General features: G+C 59.2%; 10 protein-coding genes. 4 read left to right on the forward strand and 6 right to left on the reverse strand.

Annotated features, from left to right (window positions below; translation table 11 throughout):
• Positions 1 to 24 precede the first annotated feature (24 nt).
• From AC05K6_RS07785 to ftsE, 4 genes are read right to left on the reverse strand one after another with little or no spacing between them, the layout of a single operon-like run.
• Entirely contained in the window at positions 25 to 996 is a 972-nt protein-coding gene (locus AC05K6_RS07785) for a hypothetical protein (RefSeq protein ID WP_246817852.1), read from the reverse strand.
• 9 nt (positions 997 to 1,005) lie between these two features.
• Positions 1,006 to 1,539: an SsrA-binding protein SmpB gene (gene smpB / locus AC05K6_RS07790; RefSeq protein ID WP_034975289.1), complete on the reverse strand. Its 534-nt coding sequence runs from the start codon at positions 1,537 to 1,539 to the stop codon at positions 1,006 to 1,008.
• Between the two features lie 50 nt (positions 1,540 to 1,589).
• Positions 1,590 to 2,492, reverse strand: coding sequence for a permease-like cell division protein FtsX (gene ftsX, locus AC05K6_RS07795; RefSeq protein ID WP_034975291.1), 903 nt, complete (start codon positions 2,490 to 2,492; stop codon positions 1,590 to 1,592).
• Positions 2,493 to 2,533: 41 nt separating this feature from the next.
• A complete protein-coding gene (gene ftsE / locus AC05K6_RS07800) occupies positions 2,534 to 3,223 on the reverse strand; it encodes a cell division ATP-binding protein FtsE (RefSeq protein ID WP_034975322.1) in 690 nt (229 codons plus the stop codon).
• A 224-nt stretch (positions 3,224 to 3,447) separates the two neighbouring features.
• On the opposite strand from ftsE, the gene AC05K6_RS07805 reads away from it, so the two are divergent.
• The gene (locus AC05K6_RS07805) at positions 3,448 to 5,067 is read left to right on the forward strand and encodes an AbgT family transporter (RefSeq protein ID WP_192816803.1); all 1,620 of its coding nucleotides are present in this window, start codon (positions 3,448 to 3,450) and stop codon (positions 5,065 to 5,067) included.
• Positions 5,068 to 5,225: 158 nt separating this feature from the next.
• A complete protein-coding gene (locus tag AC05K6_RS07810) occupies positions 5,226 to 8,702 on the forward strand; it encodes a bifunctional proline dehydrogenase/L-glutamate gamma-semialdehyde dehydrogenase (protein WP_476728242.1) in 3,477 nt (1,158 codons plus the stop codon).
• 11 nt (positions 8,703 to 8,713) lie between these two features.
• Here the strand turns inward: AC05K6_RS07810 and prfB are convergent, their stop codons facing one another.
• The gene (prfB, locus tag AC05K6_RS07815) at positions 8,714 to 9,841 is read right to left on the reverse strand and encodes a peptide chain release factor 2 (protein WP_473964018.1); all 1,128 of its coding nucleotides are present in this window, start codon (positions 9,839 to 9,841) and stop codon (positions 8,714 to 8,716) included.
• A gap of 30 nt (positions 9,842 to 9,871) precedes the next feature.
• Here prfB and AC05K6_RS07820 point away from each other — a divergent pair, with 30 nt between their 5' ends.
• Together AC05K6_RS07820 and hisN are read left to right on the forward strand one after the other, a co-directional pair.
• Positions 9,872 to 10,741, forward strand: a complete 870-nt coding sequence (locus AC05K6_RS07820) for an inositol monophosphatase family protein (RefSeq protein ID WP_473964038.1) — start codon at positions 9,872 to 9,874, stop codon at positions 10,739 to 10,741.
• Positions 10,742 to 10,814: 73 nt separating this feature from the next.
• Positions 10,815 to 11,660, forward strand: coding sequence for a histidinol-phosphatase (gene hisN, locus AC05K6_RS07825; protein WP_293791926.1), 846 nt, complete (start codon positions 10,815 to 10,817; stop codon positions 11,658 to 11,660).
• 14 nt (positions 11,661 to 11,674) lie between these two features.
• Here the strand turns inward: hisN and AC05K6_RS07830 are convergent, their stop codons facing one another.
• Positions 11,675 to 13,198 carry an NAD-dependent succinate-semialdehyde dehydrogenase gene (locus AC05K6_RS07830; RefSeq protein ID WP_476728243.1) on the reverse strand — a complete coding sequence of 508 codons (1,524 nt, stop codon included), beginning with the start codon at positions 13,196 to 13,198 and terminating at the stop codon, positions 11,675 to 11,677.
• Between the last annotated feature and the right edge of the window lie 47 nt (positions 13,199 to 13,245).

A 13,245-nucleotide genomic window follows, 5' to 3' on the forward strand; every position in this document is an offset into this window, starting at 1 on the left:
CTGCACCGCGGCAGTTCAAGAACCCTACTTTTCAGCCTCGTTTTCCGGATCAGCGTCCTGCGCGGAGTCGAGCCCAGTCTCGTCCCACTTCGCCTTACGCTCCTTGGACTTCCTATTGTTCTTCACTGCCATGAGTCCCACTGCGATGCCGATGACGATCGGTACCCATACCTTGCTGTAATCGGCCATAAATCCGATCACGCGCAGAATCGGCTCCATCCATTCGGGTAGGTGCCAGTCCGGTAAATGCCAATCCGGCCAGGGAATGGAAGGAAGATTAATGTCCGGCCACGGGATCGATGGCAGGTTGATGTCCGGCCAGGGAATATTGATATCCCAGTCGGGTAGAAAGCTAAGTAACCATGCAATCAGCTTGGAAGCCAGAGGGCCTAGCACGATGACGGCCAGCGCCCAGCTACCCTTCCCTAGGCCAGTAATCAGCGGATAGAACCAGCGTTTGAACGGTGATTCCTCCATCGCTGCCCAACGCTGCGCCGCCCGCGACCCCTCTGGCGGGTCGAGGTGCACTACCCCTTCTTCATCCTTGACCTTTACCTCGAGCATCCAAATATCTAGAAAATTCGAGGTCCACCCCAGGTACGGCGCCGCAAGCGTCACCTCCCCGCCGTATTCCCCGGGTTCTAAGGTCGTGTCGGTCTTTCCCAGGTCAAGTTTCTGGTTAGCCAGGTTCTTAAAGCGTCCGATCGTCACCCCATCACGGCGCACCAGCAGTTCTAGATTCTTATCTAGGTCTTCTTCCAGCTTGGCGAATTTCTGCACCAGTTTATTGCTGCTCTGGTCGCTGTCTTTACTTGTGGACGCCCCCTCGTCCACCTCCACGACTTCATCGTCCGCTGTCTTTTCCGCCGTTTCTTCCGCGGATTTTTCTTTCTTGCTTTTAGGAAAGTCAGGATCGATGCGACGCAAGGCCGGTGGTTCCCCAACAATTACTTCGAGCAGCCCGAACTCCGGGTGTTGAAGAGACCAACGTTCCACGTGCACTGCCTAGCCCTTAATCCCCTTGATTCGGCGCCCCATCTCGCGCGTTATCTCGCGCTCCTCGGTGCGTCGCTTGATGTCTTGGCGCTTGTCATACTCCTGCTTACCGCGAGCCAGTGCCAGCTCCACCTTCAACTTGCCAGAGACAAAATACAACTGCAGCGGAACCAAGGTGTTGTTACCGTCACGAACCTTACCCATCAAAGAGTCGATTTCCCTGCGGTGCAGCAGCAGCTTCCGCGTACGTCGAGGACTGTGGTTTGTCCAATGTCCCATGGAATACTCCGGGATATGGAGACCGCGGAGCCAGACTTCACCTTCATCAATGGTGGCGTAGGCGTCCACAAGAGAAGCCTTACCCTCCCGCAGAGCCTTTACTTCAGTGCCCACCAGCACGACGCCACACTCGTAGGTATCGATGATGTGGTAATCGTGGCGTGCCTTGCGGTTAGTGGCAACGACAAACTGACCCTTGGGGGTCTTTCCCTTTTTCCCCTTCGATTTCCCCGAATCGGTGGGAGTGCTCTTTTTTGCTGCCATGACAGACACACACTACCACCGGGTTCTCCCCTAATGAAAAGGCGTCAATGTTAGTTCTTCACGTACCAGCGCAAGGTCACCTGGGCGGTGACCGCAGCGACGACCACGCCAACCAGCACGACAAACGGCGCCGCCAACCACAGGTCACTGTTAGTAACCCGCGCCACCAACTGTTGGTCGTACACAGCCTTCAGGGCACGGTCCACTACCAGCACCTTAGCTGCGAACATCCCGGCGACAGCCAGCACCGCACCGATCAGGGCGGCCATCATGGCCTCCAACACGAACGGGGCTTGGGTGTACCAGCGCGAAGCGCCGACCATGCGCATAATGCTGGTCTCGCTGCGGCGCGAGTAGGCGGTGATCTGCACCATGTTCATAATCAGGAAGATGGCAGCCACGGCCTGCACAAAAGCAACGATGAACGACGCATTGCGGATGGAGTCCAGGTTTCGCATCGCAGACTGCAGGTTATCGCCTTGATCCACGATATTCGTCACTGCCGGGTTGTCACGCAGCGCTTCGATGGGGCCATCGTTTTCCGGATCCGTCAGGCGAACGTGGAAGGCGGCGGGCAGCGCGTCTTTCTCGGTCTGCTCCACCAATTGCGGATCGGATTCTCCGAATAGTTCCACAAAGCGTTCGTAGGACTGTTCCTTATTGCGGAAGGTCACCGACTTCACGCCCTCGTCACCCTCCAGCTGCTGCTTAATACTGGAGCACTCCGGGGAAGTACATGTGGGATCGGAGCTCGAGATTTTGTCGTCGAGCTGCACCATAACCTCGATGCGGTCGAAGTAAATATCCTTCGTCCGTTCCGTCATCGCACTGAGCAAAAAGCCGGTAGCCAGCAGTGCTAGGGCGATGGAGGTCGTGATGATCATCGCGATGGTCATCGTCATATTGCGGCGTAGGCCCGAAAACGCCTCGCGGAGCACAAAGTTGGTTTTCATAAATGTTTCCCTTATTAACTTCTAGCTTTGCTAGGCCCGGTCTAGCGGCCTACGCCGTACATACCTAGTTCGTCATCGCGCACAAGCTTGCCCTTGGAAAGCTCGATCACGCGCTTACGCATGGAATCAACGGCCACGTCGTCGTGAGTAGACATCACCACGGTCGTACCGTTCTGGTTGATGCGGTTCAACAGCATCATGATCTCTGTGGACGTATCGGGGTCCAGGTTGCCGGTCGGCTCGTCCGCCAGCAGCACCAAAGGCTTATTTACTGACGCCCGCGCGATCGCCACGCGCTGCTGCTCACCACCCGACAGCTCGTGTGGGAAGCGGTTTTCCTTTCCGTCGAGACCGACAGTCTTCAGCGCTGCTGGAACCAGGTGCTGGATCTCCGAGCGCTTCTTGCCGATAACCTCCAGGGCAAAGGCAACATTGTCAAAGACTGTTTTCTTCGGGAGCAGACGGAAGTCTTGGAAGACATAGCCGATGCGCTGACGCAGCTTCGGCACATCGCGACCCTTGATCTTGTTTACGTGATAGCCGGCGACGTGGAGGTCCCCGGAATCCAGCTTTTCCTCGCGCAGAATCAACTGCAGAAACGTCGACTTGCCGGAGCCCGACGGTCCGATGAGGAAGACGAACTCACCCTTCTCGATGTCCAGGGTGATGTTGTCCAAGGCGGGGCGCCCGGACGACCTATAACTCTTGGTTACGTTTTCGAAGGTGATCACGAGCACACAGTGTAGCGAAACTAATGAGCTAAAGATAGTCCAAAGCGACTGAAGTGACTCATGTGACTGCTTTTCTAGAGCCAGAATTCGGCTATCTTCTGTCCCGACGCACCTCAGAATGTAAAGTCACAACCTAATCCGGTTGAAGTTGGCGTCACAAAGAAATGGCGCCAGTACCCTACCCTCCTCGACCCTCCTCGATTTGGCGAGGATAGAAAGAGCTCATGAGCGAAAAGAAGACCGCGACGAAGAACGACAACCAACCCGGGGGCTTCCTCGGAACGATCGAGAAAATCGGAAACAAACTTCCAGACCCTTTTTGGCTGTTCGTTATCCTCGGCGGCCTAGTTCTCATCTCCAGTTTCATCTTTAACAAAATCGGTTTGACCGCCACCAACCCGGAGGATGGCAAACCCGTGGAGATCGTGAACCTATTGAGCTCCGAAGGCTTAAAAGAGATCCTCTCGGGCGTGGTGGAGAACTACGTCAGCTTCCCACCGCTCGGCCTCATCATTACTGTCATGCTGGGTGTTGCCGTGGCGGAATACTCGGGCTTGATCAGCGCAGTGGTGCGCGCGATTGTCTCTCGGGTCGGAGCTAAAACCCTGACCTTTGTGGTGGCATTGGCAGGTGTAACAGGTTCCGTGGCCTCCGACGCGGTGTATGTGATTCTGATTCCTCTCGGTGCCGTCTCGTTCCGTGCGGTGGGACGCTCCCCGATCGTCGGCGCCATGGTTGCCTTTGCAGCATCCTCGGCGGGCTTTAACTCCTCGCTAGTACTCAACATCACCGACGTACTGCTGGGTGGAATTTCCACCTCGGCAGCGCACATCGTAGATAAGGAGTACGACGTCTCCCCGCTGGCCAACTACTTCTTCGTGGCCGCTAGCGCCGTCGTGCTGGCGCTGATCATCACGGTTCTTACCGAGCTATACATGAACAAGCGAGCTCAGGAACTGGTAAACCACGACGAGATCGACTATTCGGAAGTCACCTTTAATACCGGCCGCGAGGGGGACGACGAGCTCGCGGGCAACGTACCGCAAGAGAAAATCACTGCGGCACTGCAGCTTGACGACGATGAATCGCGTGCGCTGCGCGTTACCGGTCTTGCTGCGGCAGTGATGACAGCACTCTACTTTGCCTTGCTTTTCGTTCCTTTCTCTCCGCTGCAGGGCGAGGGCGGCGAGGTAATGTCCAGCCCACTTATCACTGCAGTGGCCGTGCCGATCGGTGCTTCGTTCCTTATCCTCGGCCTGATTTACGGCCTGGGCATCAAGTCCATCACCAAAGCCAGTGACGTTCCGGACTTCATGGCTCGCGGGCTGAAGTCTCTGCTGCCGATGATGGTGCTCTTCTTTGCCGTTTCCCAGTTCCTCGCCTGGTTTAAAGCCTCTAACCTGGGAGCTTGGACAGCAATTAAGGGTGCGGAGCTGCTACAAAAGGCCGATCTTCCGCCGCTGCTACTCTTCGCCGCCTTTGTAGTTCTGGTAGCGGTGGTCAACCTCTTCATCACCTCAGGCTCCGCACAGTGGGCGCTGATGGCCCCCATCGTTGTGCCGATGTTCATGTACGTAGGCTTCTCCCCCGAGGTCACGCAGATGCTGTTCCGTATCGGCGATTCCCCATCGAACATCATCACCCCGATGAGCCCCTACTTCGCCCTGGCACTAACCTTCCTGCAGCGCTACTACAAGAAGGCGGGAATCGGAACCCTAATGTCGCTGGCACTTCCCTATTCCATCGCAATGCTCGTGGGCTGGTTCCTGTTCTTCGCGCTGTGGTGGATGGTCGGCCTACCTCTCGGCCCCGGCACGCCGATGGATTACCCCGCCGCACAATAGGGCGTTCCTGCCTGAATTAACCCCACAACACACATAGTCGACCCCACGGTAGCCCGTTTCACCCCGCCTTATTAGGGTGGGAAACGTACCCGTGCACATAGCTTGGCCAAGGCTCACACATGATGCCCTGGCTAATGATTTAAGAATTGAGGTCGGCGTTGAACAGCCAGGCTAATACTCCTTTACCTAATAGTTCCGATGTCGAAGCGGTGGTCACTAAAGCCATCCACCGCGCCGAACAGTGGCTCGAGGTCGAGGAAACTTCTGCATCCACCAAACAGCTGGCAGACATGGTGCACGATCCCGACGGCGTAGAGTTCACCTTTGCCTTCGTCGACCGTGTAGCCCGTCCTGAAGACAATCATGTTTCAGCCAAGGAGTTCGCCAAGATCGCAAACCCCTTTAAGCGCACCGAACCGGTGCCGGGGTTCATGAGCCTGATCGATTCGATCCTGGTCACTGCTGGCTCCATTGCCGCACCACTGTTGCCGAATATCGTGATGCCGATTGCGCGTGCCTACCTGCGCACCACTGTCGGTCACCTGGTGCTCGACGCGGAATCCAAAGCCCTCGACCGGATGCTGGATGACTACCGCGACAGGGGCTTCCAACTCAATCTCAACCTGCTGGGTGAAGCCGTGCTGGGCGAGGCCGAGGCTCAGCGCCGTCTCGATAACACCATCGACCTGCTGAAGAATCCGCGGGTCGATTATGTCTCCGTCAAGGCGTCCTCTGTGGTCAGCCAACTCAACCACTGGGATTTCGAGGGTTCCATCGAGCGCCTCAAGGATCGCCTACGCCCGCTTTATCGCCAGGCGATGAAGCGCAACCCGCACCCCTTTATCAACCTGGACATGGAGGAATACAAGGACCTCCACCTGACCATCAAGCTATTCACCGAGCTGCTCGACGAAGAAGAGTTCCGCGACATGGAAGCGGGCATCGTGCTGCAGGCGTACCTGCCTGATACCTTCGATGCTCTCCAGGAACTGGCGGAGTTCGCCGCGCAGCGTCGCGCCAAGGGTGGAGCGAAGATCAAGGTGCGCCTGGTGAAGGGCGCGAACCTTTCCATGGAGCGCGTGGATTCTGAGATCCACGACTGGCCGCAGGCTCCTTTCCTCACCAAGGCGGAAGTCGACGCAAACTATGTGCGCCTGCTGGACTGGATCCTGCAGCCCGAACACGCAGAAAACCTGCGCGTTGGCGTGGCCTCGCACAACTTGTACCACCTGGCACTGGCTCACGAGCTCTCTGTTGCCCGAAACGTCGAGCACCAGCTGGATGTGGAAATGCTGCAGGGCATGTCCCCTGCACAGTCCGAGGCCGTGCGCGATGTTGTCGGCAATATGATCCTCTACACCCCGGTGGTAAAGAAGGAAGACTTCGACGTTGCCATCAGCTACCTGGTGCGCCGCCTGGAGGAAAATGGTGCGAAGCAGAACTTCCTCTATGCACTGTTTACCCCGGAGGATGACGAGACGGACGTCACCGGCATGACCCCGATGCAGGGCCAGGAGCTGCGCTTCCGCAACTCCGTCCGCGATCGCTGGGATACCTTCGCCGGTTCGCGTCGTACCCAAAACCGTTTGGAGGAAGAGGCCGAGAAGAAGGGCACCCAGTCCGCAGGCCTGCCGGGCAACTTCGTCAACGAACCCGATACCGACCCGACTCTTCCCGCAAACCGCGAGTGGGCTCTGCAGATCGTCGATCCTGCTAACGATCCAGGCCCTGCCCAGACTCCGCAGGTTACGGATCCTGCAGTTATTGACGCCGCCGTCGCGCGTTGCCGCGAGGCTTCCGAGCAGTGGTCTAAGAAGACCGGCGCGGAGCGTGCAGAGCTCCTGGACCGTGCAGCAGATGCACTGGCCAACAACCGTTCAAAGCTGATCTCCGCGGCGGTGTTCGAGGCCGGCAAGACCGTCGCAGAGACCGATCCCGAGGTCTCCGAGGCTATCGACTTTGCCCGCTACTACGCTGAGAGCGCCCGCCAGCTGGATCACGTCCGCGGCTCCGTGTTTACTCCCTACAAGTCGGTGGTTGTCACCCCACCGTGGAACTTCCCGATTGCGATCCCGCTGGGCGGCGTGTTTGCCGCACTGGCAGCTGGCGCTTGTGTGATCATCAAGCCCGCCCCGCAGGTCCTTCGTATCGCAGAGGTATTCATGGGTATCCTGCGCGAGGCTGGGATTAGCGAGGATCTGGTACAGCTGGTCAACGCAGACGAGGCCGAGGCCGGCAAGCGCTTGGTCAGCCACCCGGATGTAGAGTCCGTAATCCTCACTGGCGCGTCCGAGACCGCGAAGCTGTTCCGTAGCTGGAAACCGCGCATGGTCATTAACGCGGAGACATCCGGTAAGAATGCAATCATCGTCACACCTGCCGCGGACCCGGATCTGGCGGTCGCGGACATCTTCAAGTCCGCTTATGGCCACGCTGGTCAGAAGTGCTCCGCCGCCTCACTGATCATCACGGTCGGTTCGATCGGCAAGTCCAAGCGCTTTATCAACCAGCTGGTTGATGCGGTGCGTTCCATGAAGGTGGGTCCGGGATCCGACATCTCCACGTACATGAATGGAGTGATCGAAGCTCCGGGAGACAAGCTACTGCGCGGCCTGACCGAATTGGAAAAGGGCGAGAAGTGGCTGGTTAAGCCCCGCAAGCTAAACGACGAAGGCACCCTGTGGTCCCCGGGTCTGCGCGATAATGTGAAGCCCGGCAGCTGGTTCCACACCCACGAGTGCTTCGGCCCGGTGGCGGGCATCATGCACGCCGAGACCCTGGACGAGGCCATCGAGTGGCAGAACTCCACTGGCTTCGGCCTCACCGGCGGCATTCACACCATCGACGTGGAGGAAACTGCCTACTGGCGCGAGCGCGTGGAGGTCGGCAACGCATACGTGGAGCGCGGCATCACGGGCGCCATTGTGCAGCGTCAGTCCTTCGGCGGCTGGAAGAACTCCTCCTTGGGCAGTGGCGCGAAGGCCGGCGGACCGAATTACGTTGCCCAGCAGGGCGTGTGGACCGAAGGGGATATCAGCGAGCTGGCTGCCGGCACCCTTCCGACGCACATCACACAGCTGCTCCGCGAGATCCGTGGACTGGGTTCCCCTGCTCTGTCCAAGGACGATCACGTGTGGCTGCGCCGCGCCGCGGAGTCGGACGCCTACGCAATGTCCACCGAGTTCGGCGTCGAGCACGATAAAACGGCACTGGTGGTGGAATCCAATGTGTTCCGCTATAAGCCGCTGCTCGAACCGCTGCGCGTGCGCGTGTCCGAGGGTGCGAATCCTCGCGATCTGCTGCGCCTGAAGCTGGCTTCCGCCGCCACGGGTACAGAGTTGGATATTTCCGCCAACCCGGAGATTGCCCGCGAGTGGGGTGAGCTGGGCGAGCAGATGCGTACCTCTTCTGACCGGGACTTCGCCGAGGAGATCGCCATCGCTCAGTCTGTGCGCGTCCGCGCCCTGGGCAATAGCCCGGAGGAGTTCTACGAGGCCGCTGCGAAGTCCGGCTCCGTGATCCTGGATCAGGATGTGTTGCCCGATGGTCGCCGCGAGCTGCTACCGCTGCTCCTCGAGCAGGCAATCTCCACTACGGAGCACCGCTTCGGCTACATCCACGGCCTCACCCCTTAAAAGGCTGAGGCTTAGGCCTCCTGCTGCTGCGCCATGCGCCAGCGGATGCCTGCCTCAAGGAAGCCGTCGAGGTCACCGTCTAGCACCTTGCTCGGATCGTTAACCTCGACGTTCGTCCGCAGATCCTTAACCATCTGGTACGGGTGCAGCACATAGTTGCGCATCTGGTTACCCCAGGAGTTCGAGCCGTCGCCCTTGAGCGCATCCATTTCGGCTTGTTCTTCTTGACGCTTCCGCTCCAGCAGCTTCGCCTGTAGCACTCGCATGGCGGAGGCCTTGTTCTGGATCTGCGATTTCTCGTTTTGGCATGTCACCACGATGCCGGTGGGCACGTGGGTCAGGCGTACTGCCGAGTCGGTGGTGTTCACCGATTGCCCACCCGGGCCAGAGGACCGATAGACGTCCACGCGCACGTCGTTTTCATCAATGTCGATGTGGTCGGTCTGCTCCACGACGGGCAACACCTCTACCTCGGCAAAGGACGTTTGACGACGGCCTTGGTTGTCGAATGGGGAAATGCGCACCAGGCGGTGGGTGCCCTGTTCCACGGAAAGGGTGCCGTACATATATTCGCCATGGATGACAATGGTGGCGGATTTAATGCCGGCCTCCTCGGCATAGGAAATGTCGTAGACCTCGACCTTGTGCCCTGCCTTTTCCGCCCAGCGGGTGTACATGCGCAAAAGCATGTCTGCCCAGTCGGCAGCATCCACGCCACCGGCGGCACTGCGAATATTTACCACGGCTTCGCGCTCGTCATACTCCCCAGACAGCATGGTCGTCACCTCAAGAGATTCAATCTCCTGACGCAGTTCTGTCCGCTCTGCATCGGCTAGCTGCACGGCTTCCTTGGCTGCCTCCGGGTCATCCCCGGCCTCTTCGTCGGCCATGTCGTAGAGCACGGGCAGATCGTCCAGACGCTGGCGTAGCCCCGTCACCTTCTTCAGCTTCGCCTGCACACGAGAAAGCTCGGAGGTTACCTGCTGTGCGTAGTCCGGATCATCCCACAGCGAGGGGTCGGCGGACTTACCCTCCAGTTCGCGGGCGCGGTCGCCCAGCTCGTCGAGATCCAGCACCTTCTCGATGGTGGTCAGGGTGCCGTCCAGGTCGCTTAAGTCTGCAGAAACTTCCGGTTGCATAATGCGCAAGTCTACCCCGCGGCATGCACAATGGAATGCATGGCTACTAACGGTTCTGATTCTTCATCCCCTATCCCCGAGGACATGCTGAACGCGATCATTAAGACGTTCATCGTGGCGCATGTCGACGATTCCGATCATCATCTGGCTCAGGCGCTGGTCTACAACGCAGGTCGACTTGCGTGGCGCATGCGTCAGACGGGAGTGGATACAGAGCACAAGACATCTGTCAGCGATGTCGTCACCGCGGCCGATCGGGCTGCGGAGAAGTTCATTGCCGACGCCCTGCGTGCGATCCGCCCTGAGGATGGGCTCTTGGGCGAAGAGGGCACGCGAGTGGAGTCGAAGTCGGGTCGCACGTGGGTTATCGACCCGGTCGATGGAACGTACAACTTCACTACTGGCTCCGATTACTGGTGTTCCGCCCTAGCTTTGGTCGAGGGTGACCCGGATGAACCGGATGCCCTGTTGTTCGGTGCAGTTCACCGTCCGGCGATGGGCTATACGTGGTTCGGCGGTCCTGATATTCCTACGACTCGTGACGCCACTAGCATCAGTCTGTCGAATACCTCCGCGGAGCTGACTTGCCTCGGTGGCTACCTACACCCCACCGATATTGCGGACAGTACCCGACTACGCAGTTGGTCCGCTGTGGCCACGCAGTTTGCCACGGTGCGGATGCTGGGGTCTGCGTCCATTGACTTGGCCTGCGTCGCCGGAGGCGAGCTCGGCTGCTGGATGCAGCACAGCGTGGCCAGCTGGGATTGGTTGCCGGGGCGTGCTTTGGTGGAGGGCGCTGGGGGCGTCACAAAGAAGGAAGAGAAAGACGGCACAACCTGGTTTATTGCCGGGGCGCCGGACGCGGTGGAGCAGGCTGCCACAGCTCTGCGTGAGGCGTAGCCCCTACCCCTTATTCACACCAGTCACATCTTCCCCATAGCCTTACGCGCGCCACAGGGTTATCATGTGTTGCATGACGGACGCGGTTTCCACATATGCAGATGACCTAACCCTGGCGCTTTCGCTTGCCGACGCAGCCGATGCGATCACCATGGCGCGCTTCGAGGCCAACGATCTCAGCGTTGAGTCTAAGCCGGATCTCACCCCTGTCAGCGATGCCGACACCGCCGTGGAGAAGGAGCTGCGCTCTATCATCGCCGCCCACCACCCCGATGACGCCCTGCTGGGTGAAGAGTTCGGCGGCGACGTCACCTTCGCTGGTCGGCAATGGGTCATCGACCCCATCGACGGCACCAAGAACTTCGTCCGCGGGGTACCCGTATGGGCCACGCTGATCAGTCTGCTCGTGGATGGCAAGCCCGTCGTGGGCGTGGTCTCCGCTCCTGCATTGGGTCGGCGTTGGTGGGCAGCCGAAGGCGCTGGGGCGTGGAGACTTTTCAATACTCCAGCCAGCGCAAGCATCGAGGCTGGTACTACTGAGGGCGGAATCCCCTCGGCAGGCGCGCGACAACTTGAAGTATCGAAAGTCGGCCAGGTCGAGGATTCCTCGATCGCCATTTCTTCACTGTCCGGGTGGGCACAATGTGGCAAGCGCGAACAGCTGATCAGCCTCACGGATTCCGCGTGGCGCCTCCGTGGCTACGGTGACTTCTGGTCCTACATGCTGGTCGCCGAAGGAGCGGTGGATATCGCGGCGGAGCCGGAGGTGAGCCTCTGGGATCTGGCCGCACTAGTGCCGATCATTACGGAAGCCGGCGGGCGATTCACTGCCCTCAACGGCGAGGACGGTCCGCACGGCGGATCCGCCGTCGCGACGAACGGCCTGCTGCACGAGGCCACTCTTCAAGCGCTGTCCTAGACCTCTCTAGATCTCTACACGTCGAGTGCCAGGTACACGGTCTCCAGGTACTCCTCGATACCCTCAAACCCACCTTCGCGCCCCAGACCGGACTGCTTCACGCCACCGAAGGGCGCAGAAGCATCCGACAGGGCACCCCGGTTCACGCCCACCATGCCGGCTTCCATTCGCTCGGCAAAGCGCAGCGTCTTTTTCATATCCTCACCCATGACATAACCCGCCAGTCCAAAGACCGTATCGTTGGCGATCTTTAGTGCCTCATCATCACTGGAGACCCGCTGCACAGCAGCAACGGGGCCAAAGATTTCCTGGTTAGCAATCTCAAACTTGGGCGTCACACCCGTAAGCACCGTGGCGGGGTACCAGAAACCATTCGGATCCAGATCAGGGTGCGTCTCCCCCAGCTTCTCCAATGCCTCATTGCCGCCGAGAGCCACATTCGCACCCTCCTCAACGGCCTTCGCAACCAGGTCGCGCACGCCATCCCGCTGCTCTTCGCTCACGAGCGGCCCCATCGTGGTCTTCGAATCAGTACCCGGCCCCATGACGAACTCGCTCATCTTCTGAACCAACCCGGATTCAAACTCGTCGGCCAAAGACTCGTGGACGATGAAACGGTTAGCAGCCACGCACACCTGCCCTGCCCCACGCATTTTGGCCGCGATAGCCTGCTCCACAGCTTTGTTCACATTTGCATGCTCCAAAACGACGAAAGGCGCGTTGCCACCAAGCTCCAGGGATGTGCGGATCGTCTTCTTCGCTGCGGTGGCCGCCAGCGTTTGCCCCACCTCAGTGGAGCCGGTGAACGTCAGCTTGCGCAGGCGATCATCGTCCAGCAACGCGGAAACGCGACGAGCCGAAGACGTCGGCAGGACCTGGAACACCCCATCTGGAATACCCGCAATTCGGCCCAGCTCCGCGAAATACAGCATGGTCAATGGCGTGAGCTGAGCCGGCTTGGCAATCACGGTGCATCCCGCGGCCAACGCAGGAGCAAGCTTGCGGGTAACCATCGCCAGCGGGAAGTTCCATGGAGTAATAGCCAATACCGGCCCCACCGGGCGGTGTGTAGTCACGATGCGTCCATTGCCCGCGGGCGCAACCCGATACTCGCCACTAATAGCCGCGGTTCGCTCACTGAACCACCGCAGATATTCAGCAGCGTAAGTCACCTCGCCCTTCGAATCCGGTAGCGCACGTCCCAGCTCCAGAGACTGCAAAGCCGCCAATTGTTCAGCGTGCTCGTTTACCAGGTCGAACAGCCGTCGCAAGATCTCGGAACGCTCCCGAGGTGCAGTTTCGCCCCACTCTGCTTGCACCTCCACAGCCTTTTCCATGGCCTCTCGCGCATCATCTTCTGTTGCCGCCGCGACTTCCGCGAAAGGCTTCCCCGTGGCGGCGTCAAGAACAGAAAAGGTTTCCCCTTCGGATCCAGAGCGCCAGGCTCCACCCAAGAACAACCCCGTGGGCACCTCGAAGGTTTGCCCGGCTGCGCTCAAAGTAGTGCTGAAATCAGATGGAATGGTGAAAGAAGTCATGCCTCCACATATACGCGCCTTCCGCGCCCACTACATTTACGCGCCTT

It is taken from the genome of Corynebacterium sp. TUM25020, assembly GCF_056388495.1.